The 18,538-nt window shown below is 41.9% G+C and carries 18 protein-coding genes; 6 read left to right on the top strand and 12 right to left on the bottom strand.

From position 1 onward, the window contains the following. Positions 1-17: 17 nt before the first annotated feature. The 3 genes from ACM2FC_RS19070 to ACM2FC_RS19060 all read right to left on the bottom strand — a co-directional run bounded on the left by ACM2FC_RS19070 (position 18) and on the right by ACM2FC_RS19060 (position 1,480). Positions 18-542 carry an NADPH-dependent FMN reductase gene (locus ACM2FC_RS19070; protein ID WP_498482595.1) on the bottom strand — a complete coding sequence of 175 codons (525 nt, stop codon included), beginning with the start codon at positions 540-542 and terminating at the stop codon, positions 18-20. Between the two features lie 117 nt (positions 543-659). After that, positions 660-923, bottom strand: coding sequence for a YfcL family protein (locus tag ACM2FC_RS19065; RefSeq protein WP_498482594.1), 264 nt, complete (start codon positions 921-923; stop codon positions 660-662). A gap of 23 nt (positions 924-946) precedes the next feature. Beyond that, complete coding sequence (locus tag ACM2FC_RS19060; RefSeq protein ID WP_498482593.1) at positions 947-1,480, bottom strand: elongation factor P hydroxylase; 534 nt, start codon at positions 1,478-1,480, stop codon at positions 947-949. 211 nt (positions 1,481-1,691) lie between these two features. Here ACM2FC_RS19060 and ACM2FC_RS19055 point away from each other — a divergent pair, with 211 nt between their 5' ends. Next, complete coding sequence (locus ACM2FC_RS19055) at positions 1,692-2,315, top strand: trimeric intracellular cation channel family protein (RefSeq protein ID WP_498482592.1); 624 nt, start codon at positions 1,692-1,694, stop codon at positions 2,313-2,315. Positions 2,316-2,397: 82 nt separating this feature from the next. Here the strand turns inward: ACM2FC_RS19055 and aroC are convergent, their stop codons facing one another. Together aroC and prmB are read right to left on the bottom strand one after the other, a co-directional pair. Continuing rightward, a complete protein-coding gene (gene aroC, locus ACM2FC_RS19050) occupies positions 2,398-3,483 on the bottom strand; it encodes a chorismate synthase (protein ID WP_498482591.1) in 1,086 nt (361 codons plus the stop codon). 196 nt (positions 3,484-3,679) lie between these two features. Beyond that, on the bottom strand, positions 3,680-4,612 hold the full coding sequence (prmB, locus tag ACM2FC_RS19045; protein ID WP_498482590.1) for a 50S ribosomal protein L3 N(5)-glutamine methyltransferase: 933 nt from the start codon (positions 4,610-4,612) through the stop codon (positions 3,680-3,682). A 56-nt stretch (positions 4,613-4,668) separates the two neighbouring features. On the opposite strand from prmB, the gene smrB reads away from it, so the two are divergent. Beyond that, a complete protein-coding gene (smrB, locus tag ACM2FC_RS19040; RefSeq protein ID WP_498482589.1) occupies positions 4,669-5,199 on the top strand; it encodes an endonuclease SmrB in 531 nt (176 codons plus the stop codon). A gap of 221 nt (positions 5,200-5,420) precedes the next feature. Then, entirely contained in the window at positions 5,421-6,422 is a 1,002-nt protein-coding gene (locus ACM2FC_RS19035) for a DUF6929 family protein (protein ID WP_498482588.1), read from the top strand. Between the two features lie 52 nt (positions 6,423-6,474). Here ACM2FC_RS19035 and ACM2FC_RS19030 read toward each other — a convergent pair whose 3' ends face one another. From ACM2FC_RS19030 to fucP, 7 genes are all read right to left on the bottom strand, one after another. Next, positions 6,475-7,599: a M14 family metallopeptidase gene (locus tag ACM2FC_RS19030; protein ID WP_498482587.1), complete on the bottom strand. Its 1,125-nt coding sequence runs from the start codon at positions 7,597-7,599 to the stop codon at positions 6,475-6,477. 155 nt (positions 7,600-7,754) lie between these two features. Beyond that, complete coding sequence (locus ACM2FC_RS19025; protein WP_498482586.1) at positions 7,755-8,528, bottom strand: DeoR/GlpR family DNA-binding transcription regulator; 774 nt, start codon at positions 8,526-8,528, stop codon at positions 7,755-7,757. Between the two features lie 55 nt (positions 8,529-8,583). After that, positions 8,584-9,732 carry an iron-containing alcohol dehydrogenase gene (locus ACM2FC_RS19020; protein WP_498482585.1) on the bottom strand — a complete coding sequence of 383 codons (1,149 nt, stop codon included), beginning with the start codon at positions 9,730-9,732 and terminating at the stop codon, positions 8,584-8,586. An 11-nt stretch (positions 9,733-9,743) separates the two neighbouring features. Next, positions 9,744-10,391, bottom strand: a complete 648-nt coding sequence (locus ACM2FC_RS19015; RefSeq protein ID WP_498482584.1) for an L-fuculose-phosphate aldolase — start codon at positions 10,389-10,391, stop codon at positions 9,744-9,746. 98 nt (positions 10,392-10,489) lie between these two features. Further along, positions 10,490-11,896, bottom strand: coding sequence for an L-fuculokinase (gene fucK / locus ACM2FC_RS19010; RefSeq protein ID WP_498482583.1), 1,407 nt, complete (start codon positions 11,894-11,896; stop codon positions 10,490-10,492). Between the two features lie 44 nt (positions 11,897-11,940). After that, on the bottom strand, positions 11,941-13,686 hold the full coding sequence (locus tag ACM2FC_RS19005; protein WP_498482582.1) for an L-fucose isomerase: 1,746 nt from the start codon (positions 13,684-13,686) through the stop codon (positions 11,941-11,943). 9 nt (positions 13,687-13,695) lie between these two features. After that, positions 13,696-15,018 (bottom strand): L-fucose:H+ symporter permease, encoded by a 1,323-nt coding sequence (fucP, locus tag ACM2FC_RS19000; RefSeq protein ID WP_498482581.1) that lies wholly within the window; start codon positions 15,016-15,018, stop codon positions 13,696-13,698. Between the two features lie 479 nt (positions 15,019-15,497). Between fucP and ACM2FC_RS18995 the strand changes: the two genes are divergently transcribed. Genes ACM2FC_RS18995 through ACM2FC_RS18985 form a run of 3 tightly spaced genes read left to right on the top strand, consistent with a single transcriptional unit; the run spans position 15,498 to position 18,483 of the window. After that, complete coding sequence (locus ACM2FC_RS18995) at positions 15,498-16,307, top strand: class I SAM-dependent methyltransferase (protein ID WP_498482580.1); 810 nt, start codon at positions 15,498-15,500, stop codon at positions 16,305-16,307. A 23-nt stretch (positions 16,308-16,330) separates the two neighbouring features. Further along, entirely contained in the window at positions 16,331-17,209 is an 879-nt protein-coding gene (locus ACM2FC_RS18990) for a Rossmann-like and DUF2520 domain-containing protein (RefSeq protein WP_498482579.1), read from the top strand. An 8-nt stretch (positions 17,210-17,217) separates the two neighbouring features. Next, the gene (locus ACM2FC_RS18985) at positions 17,218-18,483 is read left to right on the top strand and encodes an MFS transporter (protein WP_498482578.1); all 1,266 of its coding nucleotides are present in this window, start codon (positions 17,218-17,220) and stop codon (positions 18,481-18,483) included. Positions 18,484-18,538 lie beyond the last annotated feature (55 nt).

The following is an 18,538-nucleotide window of genomic DNA, read 5'->3' as shown; positions in this document are numbered from 1 at the left end:
TTATACACTGTATTTGATTAAGCAATGAGGTTAGTCGCTTGCTTTATTTTCTCACGAATTTCTTCATTGGTGATTTCACCGAGTTCAGCATCAAAGTTGTCATAGAAGCTAGGAACTGACACTGAGGCTTTCAAGTCAGCACCAAAATGTGGCGCTGAAGCAGTTGCAGCCGAAAGTACAGATTGTGCACCACCTGGACCTGGAGAAGTCGCTAAATAAATGGCTGGTTTGTCATTGAAAACATTTCTTTCGATACGGCTAGCCCAGTCAAACAAATTTTTATAAGCCGCTGGATAATGGCCGTTATGCTCTGCATAAGATATAACAAAAGCATCGGCAGCAGCCAAATCATCTAAGAAGCTTTTTGCACCCTCAGCTTGACCGATCTCTTTTTCTAAGTCTTCACTAAACATAGGCACATCGTATTTGTTCAAATCAAGGACTGTTACATCAGCTCCTTCGATTAAGTTCGCGGTGTAGTTTGCTAGCGTTTTATTGATAGAGGTTGAGCTTGTGCTTGCTCCAAATGCGACAACTTTCATGACTTTACTCCTGCACTTTGATTATTTGCTAGTTAGAATAGCAAAATCATAATGCATAACAATGAAAGAAATTTTACTATCATGTTCAAGAAATTCGAATGATGAACTTTCGCCTTTCTACACTTGGCTAGCGAGATCTAACCACAAGTCATTAACGATCTGTTGATCCGCTGGAGATAATTCACTGCGAGCACCTTCCAAACTTGCCACAATGCGATTTTTCAGTTCATCTAAATCGCCAATCCCTTCCTCTTCACAAGCAGCAGCAGAAAGTGAAATATGTCCACGTAGATAACCACCTGCAAACAATTCATCGTCAGATGCTATTTCGATTCGTGTATCAATTAACTCTAATAATTTTTCTTCAACTTCGAATATCATGTATGTTCTTATCTCAATCGGGTTTAGTAATTAACAAGGAAGTCTTGGGCACTCAATTCCGGTACGGAATAGAAATGGCGCAAAGCATCAGATAACATTTTTACTCGTTTGGGCAACCCTGCTTGCAAAATGGCTAGTACTTCTTGATGCACTTGTTCCATAAAAGACAAACGGTCAGGTTCAAATTCGCCATGCAAGTTATCGCAGCTGACATTGAAATGAAAGCCTGCACTTTTCGATAGAATCCATTCATACGCTTGAGGACGTACTTCAACCTGCTCAAATTGCTTTTGTGTCACTTCGTCACGACCATCAGGCTCATACCAATAGCCAAAATCTTCTATTAAACGTCGTTTTGGTCCTGCTACACACCAATGAGCAATTTCATGCAATGCTGAGGCATAAAAACCACGCGCAAAAATAATTCGATGATATGAAGTGTTTTCATCAGCAGGGAGATAAATGGGCTCATCGCCACCAAGGACAAGCTTGGTGTTGTAGTCACCATAAAAGGTATCGTTAAAAAGCGAGATTAAATCTTGGTACTGATGAGTCATGATGAATATACGTTAAAAATTTCGCCCGTATTCTCTCTTTTTTCTGCAATAAGGTAAACAGAGACTCTTGCTGATATTAGCAATTCTTATCCGAAAAGCACCTTTATCCCTATAAAATCTCATTCGTCAAAAGCAGCCTTTAGGAATACACTCTCGCTTCATTTTTATCCACTGAATAAACATAGGTCTTAAGATCTCGCGAGGTTGCAATATGCTGCTCAGTATTTTGTATATTATAGGCATCACAGCTGAAGCCATGACAGGTGCGCTGAATGCTGGTCAAAAGAAAATGGACTGGTTTGGTGTCATGTTTGTAGCGAGTGTGACTGCTATTGGTGGAGGCACTGCGCGAGACATTCTGTTGGGACATTTCCCGGTCTCATGGGTTGCACACCCGCAATATTTAGCCATTACCTGTATTGCTGGGATTACGACGACAGTACTTGCAAAATGGGTAATTCGGATGAAAGGGCTGTTTCTAAGACTCGATGCGCTTGGGCTAGTTGTATTTAGTATTATCGGAACTAAAGTAGCAATAGCAACTGGCCACCCTGCTCTTATTTGCCTTGTTTCTGCGGTTGTCACTGGCGTGTTCGGTGGTTTACTTCGTGATTTAATTTGTAGACGTACCCCACTGATTTTACATAAAGAATTATACGCTTCAGTCGCTTTTTTAGCATCTGGCTTATATATGGAGCTTTTACATTTAGGTGTCGCTGATATCTACGCGACCTTAGTTACCCTAATTATTGGTTATAGCGTGCGAATGTCTGCGCTCAAATTTCATTGGCGTTTGCCGACCTTTCATTTGGAGTCTGAAGAGCCTCTTCATTGATCAGCTTTGATAAATATTAAGCAAATATAGAAAGGCCCTCGATGTTTATCGAGGGCCTTTGCTATTTCATGTCGTACCAAGTTTAGATTTTTGGCGTTTCGGTTGTTACACCATGATTTTGTCCGCGATGACGCAGTAAATGATCAAGCAACACAATGGCAAGCATGGCTTCTGCAATTGGCACCGCTCGAATACCAACACATGGGTCGTGACGGCCTTTGGTGATAACTTGCGTTGGCTCACCGGCTCTATTTATCGTCTCACCGGGAACGGTAATGCTCGACGTTGGCTTTAGCGCAATGTTGGCAACGATATCCTGTCCAGTCGAAATACCGCCTAGGATTCCGCCAGAATGATTGCTTGCGAAACCTGTCGGTGTAAGCGGGTCACGATGTTCGCTACCTTTTTGTGAAACCACATCAAAACCATCGCCGATCTCGACGCCTTTTACAGCATTGATGCTCATGAGCGCATGTGCAATATCTGCATCTAGACGATCAAAAATTGGCTCACCTAGCCCAACCGGAATATTGGTCGCGACAACTTGAAGCTTGGCACCAATTGAATCGCCCTGCTTTTTTAAATCGCGAATAAGCTGGTCGAAGTCTGCCACTTTGTCTGCATCTGGACAGAAGAAAGCGTTATTTTCTATTTCTTGCCAGTCAACTTTATCAATCGAGACAGTACCCATCTGCGACAAATAGGCACGAATTTCAACATCAAACTCTTGCTTCAAATATTTCTTCGCAATCGCACCAGCAGCAACTCGCATTGCCGTTTCACGTGCCGAAGAGCGGCCACCGCCACGGTAATCTCTTACACCATATTTTTGGTGGTAAGTGTAATCAGCGTGGCCCGGGCGGAATTTGTCTTTGATTTCTGAGTAGTCTTTTGAGCGCTGGTCGGTATTCTCAATCAACAACCCAATTGATGTTCCAGTAGTCACACCTTCAAACACACCAGATAGAATTTTCACCTCATCAGGTTCGCGGCGTTGAGTGGTATATTTAGACGTACCTGGACGGCGACGATCTAAATCTTTTTGCAGGTCAGCTTCTGTTATCTCCAATCCAGGAGGACAGCCATCTACAATACATCCGAGCGCGATACCGTGGCTTTCTCCAAATGTCGTCACTCGAAAATGTTGTCCGATACTATTTCCTGCCATTGTGTCCTCTATTACATATGCTTCTGAATGTTTTTAATTCAGAATGTCTGTTTTCTATTCTTCGTGCCAACATAGTGGCTTTATTAACATTTGTTGTAAAGAGTTAAACTTAACTAAGCCCGTTCTACTTGGCTGTAAAAGAAAAAACGCCAAGTCATAAGACTCAGCGTTTTAAGGTAACTCAACAATTTAGCCGTTAATCTTTGTAGAGAGCGAACTCTTCCGCATGCTCGATAAGTTGCTCGCGAGTCAGTAAGAACACGCCGTGGCCACCATTTTCAAACTCTAACCACGTGAATGGTATTTGCGGATACTGCTCCATCATGTGAACCATGGAATTACCCACTTCACAAATGAGTATCCCTTTTTCGGTTAGGTAATCAGGTGCATTGGCTAATATTCTGCGAACCAACTTTAGTCCATCGGTCCCAGCCGCTAAACCAAGCTCTGGCTCATGAGTAAATTCCTCAGGCAGACTATTCATATCCTCTTCATCCACGTATGGAGGGTTGGACACGATTAGGTTATATTTCTCTTTTGGCAAATCACGGAACAAATCAGAGCGAATAGGGAAAACTTGTTGCTCCATTCCGTGGTCCTGGATATTTTGCTCCGCGACTTGTAGAGCATCAGCAGAAATATCGATCGCGTCGACTTCTGCTTCAGGGAAAGCGTGCGCGCAGGCGATAGCAATACAACCACTACCCGTGCACATATCCATAATACGAACAGGTTCTTCGATTAACCAAGGTTTGAACTGCGCTTCAATCAACTCACCGATTGGCGAACGAGGTACCAGAACTCGCTCATCAACAAAAAACTCTAAGCCGCAGAACCAAGCTTTGTTAGTGAGGTAAGCAATTGGCGTACGCTCATTAATTCTCTCTATTACTCGCTCCACGATACGTAATCGCTCGCTACTGGTTAAGCGAGAGTTCATCACATGGGCTGGGATATCGATCGGAAGATATAGCGTTGGCAAAATTAATTGGACCGCTTCATCCCAAGCATTATCAGTACCATGCCCATAAAATAAGTTTGCCGCATTAAATCGACTGACAGTCCAACGAACCATATCTTGAAGAGTATGTAGCTCCGATACAGCCTCTTCTATAAAAATCTTATCCAAATTTGCCTCCCAAAAGCGCTACAATACTGATAATTCGATCTCTTAATTTTATCCTTATGAGCCAAAACGACAACGAACACGACGACGATTTCAACTTATTCAGAGACGCAGTAAAGGGCGTAAAAAAGTTGCGTCAGGATACCATAATCCAACAGCCAACCAAAAATGTTAAACAGAAACAGCAGATAAAAACCGCTAGAGAAGCGAGCGATAGCGAGTTTTATTTTTCAGATGAGTTTGTGCCATTACTAAATGAAGACGGCCCGACCCGTTACGCGAGAGATGGTGTTTCGCAATATGAGGTTAAGCGCTTACGTCGCGGGGTATACGTTCCAGACGTATTTCTGGATATGCACGGAATGACGCAAAAAGAAGCCAAAAAAGAGCTGGGAGCAATGATCGCTTACTGCGTGAAAAATGATGTGCACTGTGCCTGCGTCCAGCATGGTATCGGCAAGCACATCCTCAAGCAGAAAGCGCCTTTATGGCTTGCACAACATCCAGATGTTATGGCATTTCATCAAGCTCCACTAGAATTTGGCGGTGATGGAGCATTGTTGGTGTTGCTGTCTATACCTGAAAAATAGTCGTATTTAACTTTACTCATCACACAAGTGGATAAGCCTAAATGCCTTCCATTGTTTCTGATTTACTGGCTTTCCACTTTAGTCTCTACAACCCGCCCGAATATTATCCATACGATTGATTTCATTTCATTAATTTTACAAATAAATATCAAACAACGTTCTGTAAAAAATTAATATACTTTCACCCAATTATTAGACCAAACAAATTTAACGGTGGATGTATGAAACCAATACATAAAGCTAGCTTCTTACCTTTTATACTTTTACTTGGTGCTTGTAGTGCTAATACTCCAAACAACCAATTCAAGATAACTACTTCGAAGCCCGAGACGAATAAAAACCTTTCTTCTGGCTCTGGAGCTATTGCCAACACTAACAACCTTGTTGTTGTTGGTGATGATGAACCATGGCTATTCAATGTTAATGATCAAAACTATGCCATAAAAAGCAAAACATTGATAAAACATTACCCTCTTAACGAGTCTGGTCGAATCAATAAGGATATCAAGCCTGATTATGAAGCAATGAGTAAAGTAAACTACTCTGGAGAGGAACAGTTCTTAATTCTTGGTTCTGGCAGTAAGTCGACGAGAAACTCTGGGTATCTGATCGATCTAAAAGGTCATAATAAGCAAGTATTTGACCTAACATTGCTATACAAAGAACTATATAAAGTTTCCGGTTTTAATTCAAAACAACACATAAACATCGAAGGTGTAGCAACGACGAATAACAAGATATTTATCTTCAATCGTGGTAACTCTGGCACAAACATAATATTCGAGATGGATTTGAAGCAGTTTTTTGCCTTCATTAGCAATCAGTCGAGCTCTTTGACTTCACTAGAAGCTTATTTTGTCACGCTACCTAAAATTGATGGCGTTGAGTCAACACTATCCGGCGTAGATTACTGGCCACAAACTAACAGTTTGGTACTTTCCGCCTCAGTGGAAGGAAAAAGTGATGCGATCAATGACGGACAAGTATTAGGATCGTTTGTCGGCGTGCTGCCAATTGACGCTTTAAAAGCGGACACAAGCGCATCAAATGCGCAATCATTGAGTCCATACATGCAGCTTCTTAAGAAACAGAATAAGACCGTGATTACCAAGATTGAAGCCGTTGCGATAGAAAAATCAGATAGTCATTCCGCTTCAGGTATCTTTGTTAGCGACAATGACAATGGCAGTAGCCAATTTATTCACTTCAATATAGAGAAGTAAAATAGCCTTGCAATCCGCCGAGCCTATTCAAAGAGTAGGCTCGGCTTTTTAATTACAGTTTATCAACCATGGCCCAAACTGCAGCTAGCATGTCATGACCAAATGCTGCACTGCGCTCTGGTGACCAACCATAAAGCTCGTCTGCATGGCTAATATGGTCTTTAAATGGCATTTCCACAGTGTAAGACAAACACTTAAACTGCTCTCCTACCCAATTTGAACCCACTGTGGGGTTGGCTTTGCCCGGCTCATCTTTGTCATAGCCAACGTCATCTTGGAACTCTGGAGTAATTGTCAGTAGCGCCTGTTTAAAGTGATTTTCCAGTTGCGCAATGTGCTCGTTGTAGGAAGGGTTCCCTTCACAACCGGCAACAAAGTTATATGGGATAGCTTCATCGCCGTGGATATCCAAAAACATATCAACGCCAGTCTCAAGCATACGCTCTCTAACAAGGTACACTTCTGGGCTGCGCTCCATAGATGGTGTTTGCCATTCACGATTTAGATTCACACCAATGCCATTTGTACGCAGGTGTCCACGAATGCTTCCGTCTGGGTTCATATTCGGCACCACTCGAATGACCACTTGATCAACCAGTGCTCGACCAACCGTATCTGTTTCATCAAGCAAGCGTTGCAAAAAGCCTTCGATAAACCACTCAGCCATGGTCTCACCCGGATGCTGACGCCCAATAACCCAAATATTTTTCTTTTCAGGGCTAGGCTCGCCGATCGTCAACAAGCTAATGTCATTGTTATCTAGCGTATACCCTAACGTTTCGAGTTTACATGCGGGGTCCATCTGCGCACTGTGCAACAGATCTTGATGACGATCGTATGAGTAAGGTGCGAAGTAAGCAAAATACGTTGAATCTTGCTCAGGAATAATATTAAAAGTCAGCTTATTGCCATCAAAATCAGCTGGAACACGGAACCATTCCTCACGATCGTAAGAAGCAACGACATCATAACCTTTCCAACCTTCTGGGTAAGCAGAAGTTGCCAGTTCACTAATCGTAAAGTGATGTGCTTGCTGCGCTTCACTCTCTAAACGAAAATGAAACCATTGTGAAATGTCTGTTTGGTTGTCCGCTGGAATAGTTAATTGAATGTCTTGAGCAGAATCAGCAGAAACAACATGAATGTTACCGCTTTCGAAATTGCTAAAAATTTTCATAAGTAGTGGCTATCGCGTAATGGAGGTACTTTTATGCTATCACACTTAGACTCCTTACTCATTGAAAGCCTAAATGGATTTTAGTGTTACTCGTTTTCAATTTTTGCTTCATCAATTGGTTATCAATTTAACGATTCTAACTGATAGGTGGTTATTTATATGCCTAGATAATGCACGTTTTGGTCCTGCAAGGTTAACTGTTCTCTCATAGAAAGTTCGACATCAGAAACTAATATGTCCATATCCCCAACACTCGCCAATCGAATTAGGCTGCGTTTGTTGTATTTGCTTTTGTCTGCAACAAGTATCTTTTTGTCAGTGCTTTCTAGCATCACTGTCTTGATTTCAGCTTCAAATTCATTGCTTTCCCAAATCCCACAGCCAACCTCATAACCATCACAAGACATAATACATAGGTTAAAATTGTACTCCGAAAAAAACCTAACCGCCTTAGTACCATGATTTGCCTTATATTTATTTGAGTAATTTCCCCCAGCACATACGACTGATATCTTGTCTTTACTTGAAAGGGCATTTACGATGTAGATGGAATTGGTAACGATAGTCACGCTAATATTCGGGATCAAATTAGCTAAGATAGCGCTCGTCGAGCTGGCATCTAAACAAATCACCATATTCTCTTCGATAAGCTCTAACACTTGCTCGACCAATTTTTCTTTTACTTTTACGTTCTCTCTTGAACGCTTGGAGTAATGAAATCCAATGTCATCATGAGGACGGGCTTTCGCACCGCCATGAACTCGGGTGATGTAGCCACTGCGCAGTTTATTTATTTCGCGTCTTGCCGTTTCAATTGATATTCCAAAATTACTGGCCACGTCTGACGTTTTTACCTGACCATGTTTTTCTACATACTCAACGATGTCTATTTGGCGAGCAGATAGACGGTTTTTTTTCAGTGTATCCATAATCAACTTACTAGCGGCAGTAAACTACCGCTAGTTTGCAAACAGAAGCGGAGAATTACAACGCTTTCAGATAACATTCAATGACATCATTGCGGCTCATAGCTCTTGGATTTCCAGCCATACAAGGGTCTTGCATCGCCTTATCTATCCATTGTTCTATGTCTTGTTTACGAATATCCAGTTCACTAAATCCACTAGGGATACCCACTTGTTTTGACAGCGTTTTTATCTTGTCAATTGCGGCGCATGCTGCTTCCTTAGCGTTAAGATCATGAGTGCTGACTCCCATAGCAGACGCAACACCACGATAGCTTTCTGGGTTTGTTTCAGCGTTAAATTCACTAATTACCGGTAGCAAGATTGCGTTGCAAACACCATGAGGTAAATCATGGGTCGCTCCAGGTTGATGAGCCAAAGCATGGACAGCGCCTAATCCCGCACTATTAAATGCCATTCCGGCTAAAAACTGAGCGTTTGCCATCATTTCTCGTGCGATTTTATCACTTCCATTCTCTACCGCTTGTGGAAGATATGTGCTGATAAGTCGAATCGCTTCATATGCAGCTGGCTGGGTTAACGTATATGCACCAGGCGTGACATAAGCTTCTATAGCATGCGTGAGAGCATCCATACCAGTCGCTGCAGTCACACCTTTTGGTAACTGAGCAGATAATGCTGGGTCGATAACAGATACATCAGGGATTAGGTTCGCATCAATTAATACCATTTTAACGCTATTGTCTTGATCTGTGATGACAGAAGCAGAAGTCATCTCAGCTGCGGTGCCAGACGTTGTGCTGACTGCGATAAAGAAATCACCTCGATGCTTACTGGTACCGACTCCACTGTACTGACATACATCTCCTCCATTTGCCACAACTAGCCTGATAGCCTTCGCAGTGTCTATAGAGCTCCCACCTCCAATTGCAATGATTCCAGCACAAGAGCCTTCGGTATATGAAGATACTCCCTGGCGAACAATCTCGGCGGTTGGGTTGGGTTTCACTTGGTCAAATAGCTCATAATCGATATCAAGAATCTCAAGTTTTGTCAGCAATTGATCCAAAAGGCCCAACTTAATCAATGGTTCTTCCGTGACAACCATTACTTTGTTTATAGCTTGATGCTCCAGCTCGCCTAAAGCATCTATCAAAGCGTTTTCTCCAGCATATGTACGTCTGGGAAGATTGAATACAAAAGACATATCTACTCCAACTATTTTTCGACTTTTAAGCCATAACTTTTGAATTTTTCTAGAACGATATCCATCTCTTTGTCATCAAGAACTCGGAGCTCCAATCCAGTAGAAAGTGCCTTGACGTACATTTCTGCGAGTGTCTCGACTTCTTGAGACAACCACATGGCTTTATGTAGGTTTTCCCCAATAGAAATAGAACCGTGATGACCCAATAACAATGCTTTGCACTTAGTGATATTTTCTTCGACAAGATCGGAAAGCTCGTGACTCCCAAAGGTTGCGTATGGAACAAGTGGAATTTCTTTCGCCCCTGACGCCGCTACCATGTAGTGAATCGCTGGGATAGGTTTCTCTAATATCGCTAGAGTTGAGCAGTTGATAGCATGGTTGTGTACCACTGCATTACAATCCTCACGTGCGTTATAACATGACATATGGAATTGCCATTCTGATGAAGGAATTTTACCCTGTTCAAAATTGCCATGTGTGTCGACGTAGACAATTTGTTCTGTTCTCATTTTGTCGTATTCAATACCAGTAGGCGTAATTAACATACCATTGTCAAAACGCACACTGATGTTTCCTGCCGTACCTTGGTTAAGACCTAAGCGGTCCATATCTAGGCACGCTTGTATTAGTTGTTGTGCTAACTCTTCTCTTATCATTTTTAACCTCACAAACTATTGAAAATTGCTGTTTGAAATTTTTCGAATATTGTTTGCCTGCCCAACTCTGCTCTCAAAGCCATAGTCCATCAGCAAATCTAGAGTGGATATACCATTGTCGTTCGAGGCTTTAAGGCATCCTGCGCTTGTTGAATATTTTGGAACTCGCCCACCCCATAGAAAGCGAACATTGCAGCACCTAAAACAGTTGCTTCACAGCAATCAACGATGGCTATCGGTTTGTTTATTGCATTAGATCTAAGTTGATTCCATAGAGAGTTTTTTGTACCACCACCAACCGCTATGACAGGCTCATCACTAAACTTACAAAACGTATTCATATAGTCGAAATTTCGCTTAAAGCGCTGACTTAGATCGAGCAAAGTTTGGTAGTAGATTTGCCCTCTTGTAGTACTCAAATTCAAGCCTCGAATCCAACCTGAACCTATCGAGTCAGTATTAATAGAAAAGTCCGCGTTGACTTGAATAGGGTTGGTAGAAACATCGGCGGCTTTTGCTTCCCTTACCATGGTTTCATAAAGCTGATCTTCGGCAACATCGGAAAAAAACAAAGCTGCGATTTTTTCTACAATTGCTGAAGAGAGCCACTGAATTGCAGGGTTGTACAATCCACGTATAGCATCGAGTTCTACGGTCACTCCCCTTTTCAATGCTTGTTCTGTCAGGTCTGGCTTTTGGCTTCTGGCCATGAGTATCTCCCATGTACCTGAGCTCAAAAATGCTTGATTTTCGCTAACTCCTGAGCCAATAAGTGCAAATTGGGTATCGTGTCCAGCAGATATCACCGGTAGGCCTTGAACTAAATTAAGTTGCTCGGCAGCGGCTTGAGTGAGACCTCCAATTTTATCACCAGCATTGATCAACGGAGGAAATTGCTGACGGTGCAAACCAAGGTAATCCAGCGCACCTTCATCCCAAGTATTGCTCGACAGAGAAGTCAACATAGACGTACCAGCCATAGTGGCATCTGTTGTCCATTTATCGGTCAACTTCATTGCTATCATGGAAGAAATGAAAACAAACTTGTCGATTTTCTTATAGACTTCTGGCTTGCTTTCTTTTAACCACAACAGCTTATACATCGTGTTAAATGAATAATCCCCTATCCCGTTTTTCCGGTAGTATTCCAGCCTGTTTAAGTCTGATTCGACTTTATTCATCAGTGGAATTGTTCTCTGACACTTCCAGGATATAACGGGGTAAATCTGATCTCCTTGATTATCAAATGGCGCTCCATCTACACCAAATGTGGTAACAGCTAGCCCAATGACTTTCTCTTCGCTGATTTGCTTCACTACTGAACGAGTACAATCAGATAGCTTTTGCCAAATTTCGTCGAAGTTCCAAGTAAGGTGTGTTTTATTTTCACAACAAGGCTGAGTATCATTTTTTAAATAATGTTGGGCTACGATTCGGCCTGTCTTGGAAACAGCAATTGCGCGGATATTGGTTGCCCCACAATCTAGAACAATAACTACACTCATAATTTCCTCAAAGGCGGGATAACCCCGCCTAGTCACTGAAGCCGCTACTTATACTTAGCACCATAGTTTTGACACGCACGATAATCTTGGCCTTCCATGTCTTGACCAAACGCTCCCCATGCATGTGGGCGAAAAACATCTTTATCTTCAATGTTATGCATCGCTACAGGTATACGCAGCATAGAAGCTAACGTAATCAAATCGGCTCCGATATGCCCGTGAGTAAGCACACAGTGATTCGCTCCCCAGTTAGCCATGACTTTATAAACACTGTTAGTTTGGCTCTTTTCTGTAAGCCGTGGTACAAACCATGTAGTTGGCCACGTCGGATTAGTACGCTCGTCTAACGTGCGATTCACTTCTTCTGGTAGGCTGATAGAGTGGCCTTCAACTATTTGCAATATTGGACCTAAGCCTTTGATTAGATTCAGGCGATACATGGTGAACGGTATTCCACCTTTTGTGAGGAAATGAGAAGAGAAACCGCCTCCTCTAAAATACTCCAAGATAGCTGGGCTCCACTCCACAGATTGGATACATTTTTCAGCATCTTCTGATGTCATTTCCCAATGTGGTTTTAACGTCGGATTGCCTTCCTGATCGGTCATTTCACCGCAACCATCAAGAGATGCCGAGCCTGAATTGATCAAATGTATTACGCCATTTTCAGGCCTGAAGCCACTGACTCTTTCTATAGCGTCTGGCGACCAATATGTCCGCACATCACAGAATATTTGTCCTTTTCCAGTTAAAAGCTTACCGAAAACCATGCAAGCCCCATTCAAGCTATCGTTTTCTGTTGCTATAGCTAAAGGCTCTCGGACGCCATGCCAATCAAAAGAAGAGTTGAGAATTGCTTCAGCAAAATCACCATTTGGCATAAAGTCTGTCCAATGGCGCTGGCCTTGAAAGCCGCCAGCAATTGCATTGTGACCCTGAGATTCTTCTTCAAATCCCAACGCTTTTAATTTCGGGTTTCCCACCATGAGATCGCGCATAATAAGCGCCATTTTCACGCACGTTTGCCAATCTTTGGCTTTTCGCGCTTCCGTCATTGGAGTGTCATTGTAATCTTTCCCTTCAGCGCAATTGTCCCTTACCCACTTAAACGCAATTTCAAATTCTTCAGGGTCAAAAATGTTTAGCTCAAGGCGTCGTTTTATTTCTGACATATCCACGTATTCATTGCGTATACCCAAATAATTTTGCCAGAAATCTGGGTCAACCACTGAACCTGCTATACCCATCGAAACACTGCCCATAGAGAGGTAAGACTGGCCTTTCATTGAACCGACAGCTACCGCAGAACGAGCAAATTTTAAAAGCTTTTCTTTAACATCTTCCGGGATATCATTAGCGTCAGCATCTTGCACTTCTTCACCATAAATGGCGAATGCAGGTCGGCCAAACTGTGCATGACCAGCCATGGCTGCAGCGAGAAAAACTGCCCCCGGACGCTCAGTTCCATTGAATCCCCAAACGGCCTTTTCTGTATGCTCATCGAGATCCATCGTTTCAGTGCCATAACACCAGCACGGAGTAACCGTTAATGTTGCTGTAACGTTTTGTTGTCTAAAAGACTCCGCACACTTTGCAGCTTCTGTATAACTCCCAATCGTCCCTTCTGCTATCACACACTCAATTGCCACTCCATCAGCATGACGAACATTCGCCTCTATCAAGTTTTTAGCCGCAAACGCCATATCCATCGTCTGTTGCTCTAAAGACTCTCGAACACCCTCTCTTCTTCCGTCAATTGTAGGGCGAATACCAATTTTTATTTTTGACATAGTGGTACCTTAGTAAGACTGATTAGGTTGGGATTTGTATGTGGCAAAATAGAAGATAACCACAAAACAAATCATAGGGATAATTTCAGCAGTAGGAATTCGGTGTGCAATATCACTTACGTACCCCATCGCTGGTGTAACAAGACCACCACCAATAATCCCCATCACAATCATTGACGCGCCTAACTTGGTATACTTCCCAAGTCCTTTGATTCCAATGGAAAAAATTGTTGGATATTGAATGGACATAAAAGCACTACTAATCACAATGGCGATTAGGCCAATACTGCCACCAAAGTAAACTGAAATAGCACATAAAATTGCGCTGGCAGCAGCGAAGTAAGCTAACACTTTTTCTTCAGCAAAACGTTTGACTAGATACGTTCCAACTAAACGACCACCAAAAAAGCAGAACATGGTTGCGGTAAGATAATTGGCTCCATCGGCTGCACTGATGCCTAACTCACTGACACCGTATCGAATCATGTACGACCATATCGCCGTTTGAGCTCCGACATAACAGAACTGAGAAATAACCGCCCATCGCCAATTACGCGCTCGTATTAAATGTTTAAAAGCTTCATTAAATTTTACAGGTTTTTCATTTTGTTCAGACGTAGACTGGCCTTCTTTAATATTGGGATACTTGGTTAGGCTAATCGCCAGCATGATTAAGGCAACCACTACAACGATAATCAAATAAGGCATTTGTACCGTGCCAACCAACTCATGTTTATAGTGGGCTACCTGTATAGAGGACATCTTAGCTAATTCAGCTGCTGTTTTGTGCTGCACCCCGTTTAGAATCAATGACTGCCCAAATAACACCGCAATGATAGAACCGAAAGAGTTGCAAGATTGAGCAGCATTTATCCTGAAGCCTTGCGTTTTTCTGGGCCCTAAAGCCATTACAAACGGATTCGCCGCAGTTTCTAATTGCCCCAACCCCGCAGCCATGATGAATAAACCAAACAAAAAAAGTCCATAGCTCATTGCAGCGGAAGCTGGGATAAAGGTTAAAGCACCTAAAGCGAAACAGAGCAACCCAACTAAAATTCCAGCTTTGTAGCCAAATCGGTTCATCAGCATTCCTGCAGGGAGCGGAATAATAAAGTATCCGAAATAAAAACTGCTTTGAATTAAACCGGCCTGAAAGTTATTTAGATCAAAGGCCGCTTGAAACTGAGGTAGGAGTATGTCGTTTAAGTTATTGCCAAGAGCCCATAAAAAGAAAAGCGTACACAGCAGTAAAAACGGTAATTTTCTTGTGGTTTGTGAGCTATTTTCCTGATGAGTAGAATGTTCGATGTTACCAACAATTGAACCAGCCATTTTCCCCTCTTCTATCCTCATTCTTGTGTCTAACGAGACTTTAAAAGAGTGATGAATTACTCAACGTGCGCTTAGTCACATAAAATCTAAGATCAAGGCCCGTTTATGAGGAAAGTGTACAAACGCCACGAAAAATCGGTCAAAACCTGACTGAACGGTCACTTCTCACCCTGATAAAGGAGCGAGTGGGCTATTTTTATCCACTCGCTCATATACACACTGACCGCTTAGAACATCAGGCTTATGTATAAGAATATGAGTTGAACGCCTAAGCTGTCGCGTGTATGTTTCTCGAGTATTCGAAGCATACTTTCCGTGACAAGAAATGACGTATATAAAGAGTCAACACGTTACACCATCGACTGTGAAAGAATATAATCGGGCATATATAGATTAGATAATATTTTCTACGGATTTGAATCGTAATAATTTAGTTGATCATATTGGTGATACAGTTCGAGAAAAATAAGGATACTCATTTGAAATCAAAGTACATTTTATCTACTTCTCCAACGGCTCAATCTCGATTGGAGTTGCAAAGCGCATTGTATGAAAGAGAGGGACAGAACCTGATCCGTAAGTCAGGAATAACGTCAGGTATGAAAGGTTTAGAACTTGGTTGTGGAACCGGCCCGATGACCAAATATCTTTCAGAGCAAGTTGGTGCTGAAGGCGAGATAGTGGTATCTGATATAAGTCAGGAACAGCTAGACAAAGCAAAAGAGAATTTAGCACGTAATGAGGTTGAAAACATATCATTTAGACTACTGGATATTAATCATATCGACCGTTTGGATGAAAAGTTTGATTTCATATATATACGCATGATGCTCCATCACCTAAAAAATGCGGATGAAGCCATAAAGAAGGTGGCTGCAAAAATCAAAAAAGGCGGCGTAATTGTTTGTGAAGAACCTGCTATTTATGACAGCTCTTTATTTACCTACCCTGACGACGCGAAGATTAATGAGTTTTTTCGTTGGGGTCGGGCGTGCTTCGAAACAAATAATAGGGATTGCGATATCGCATATAGAGTGGAACGCAACTTAAAACACTCTGGTTTTACCTTAACTAATCATTATTTATCTCAACCTGTATTGATCAGCCCTGAAGAAAGGCTCATGTATCACATGACCTTAAATGATCTTAAAGATGAGCTAATTAATAAAAATATCGCAACAAAAGAGCAGTTTACCGAAATGAGCTCGTATCTAGCAGATATTGCAAAGTCGGATATTATGATGAGCTGGGTTAGGATGCATCACATTAGCGCGACATACGCTGGTTAGGCTATTACTAGGTTAGGATACAAATGAAGATTAATATTATAGGTGCAGGGAGAGTCGGTAAAACGCTAGGACGGCTGTTTTCAGATAACAACATTTTCAAGATTGGTTCTGTTTACAATCGGAGTCTGTCTAGTGCGCATCAATCAACTTTATTTATTGGTGAAGGCACACCAGTAGACGCTTTGAGCAAGCTAGATCAAGCCGATATATACATGGTAACGACGGCAGATAATGCTCTAAGCGACACTTGCCACGAAATATTGGAAAGTCATATCTTTAAGCAAGGCAGCGTGATATTTCATTGCAGTGGCGTTGCTCCTTCAACTGTTTTTGAACAAGCCAAGACAAAAGGTTGCCATATAGCTAGCGTGCACCCAGTAAAAAGCTTCGCCGACCCATCTATTGCTATCACAAATTTTGCCGGTACTTTTTGCGGTGTTGAAGGAGATGAGGCAGCACTCAACTTATTGGACAAATGTTTCCAATCAATAGGAGGGCAAATATTTAATATAAATACCGACAAAAAAGCCATGTATCATGGCGCAACAGTTATGGCATGCAATAACTTGGTCGCACTTATGGAAGCGTCAACATCAATGTATATGGATTCTGGTCTAGATAGGGATGAGGCTTTAAAAGTGATGGAGCCAATTGTGCGGGGAACCATAACCAACATTTTTGAGTTGGGGACCACCGCCGCTTTAACAGGGCCCATTGCTCGAGGCGATGGCGAAACAATAAAAAAACATATAGACGCCCTAAAAAATGATAATGGCATGCTCAAGGACGTTTACTCCTCCCTAGGGAAATGGGCTCTAAAACTATCTAGAGAGCAGAACAGCGCAACAAGTGAAGCTCTTGAAGATATCCAACAACAACTAAACACAATAACTTCAAAATAAATAACGTCATGATTAAACTAAATAAAAACATTAAGGCTTGTTTGGGCGGCAATATTATCGAGTGGTATGAGTTTGCGCTATTCATCTATTTATCAAGCTCAGTGGCTAAAAGTATAGGCTATGCAGGAAACGATAAAAATAGCTGGATAAACCTGCTTCTTGTCTATTCCGTCGGCTTTTTCTTTCGACCAATTGGCGCGATCATTATTGGCTATATAGGTGATATGTACGGCAGAAAAAAAGCGTTGCTGTATTCGGTATTAATGATGTCCCTCGGTACAACTTTGCTGGCGTTGATTCCTAGCTCAGATGTCGTCGGTGGCTTCGCATTTTTCCTATTTTTCCTTTGTAGAGCAATGCAAGGGCTATCGGGAGGTGGTGAGTTTACGACTTCTCTTGTTTACCTCGGCGAAGAAGCCAATGAGAAGACTAGAAAATTCACCAGTAGTTTATCTTACGCAAGTGCGCAGTTTGGCCTGTTATTAGGTGCTGTCGTCGGTTCATTAATTTCTTACGCAATATCTATCGGATATTTTCCACTATGGTCATGGCGTGTAGGATTCATTCTTTGTCTACCCGCGAGTATTCTTTGCTACGCATTGAGAAAATCTGTAATCGAAGATAAAGAAGTGCCAAAAGAAAAAAGAGTCAGTCCACTTAAACACTACAAGACAGTGTTTAATGACTATAAAAGAGGCCTGTTCTCTATTTTTGGCATAAACGCTTTTGCCCAGACTATTTTTTACGCGTTTTCATTTTGCGTGATCAATTGGTCGTTAAGTCAGTCAGAATCATTCGAGCACGCGATGAGTTCAGTAGGTTTAAATTCTTTCTTACTCTTAGCGATCATTATTTGTATACCTCTTGCATCCATTGTCTACTCGACAAAAATGACAACTAAGGCATTGAAGTTTTTCTTTATAGCAATTGTGCCTGTACTTGTCTTACTTCTGAACTCCAGAATGCTGGGTGGAGAAAGTACCAGCATATTATTGGCTTTAGTTGGAGCCTGTATTATCGCCTTTATCCTTGCGCCCCTGCCTAACTTATACCATAACTTATTTCCGTATGAAGTGAGAAGCTCAGCCGTCGCTTTGCCATTCAATACTTCGGCAGCAATATTTGGTGGTTTATCGCCAGTGATCATTATTCACTATCTTTCAACGCACTCTTTATTGCCTATAGCAATATATTTATCTGTCCTATGTATTGTCGCAATAATTTCGATTTTTTTAGTTAAGAATGAAAGAAAAGTAGTCAACGAAAGTCTATAAGTTAATAGCTATGAAACCTATTGATTAGGTGATAACATTCCAGCCCTCATTCGAT

Source organism: Vibrio sp. A37, assembly GCF_059777565.1.
This window is presented reverse-complemented; position numbering and strand designations above follow the sequence as displayed.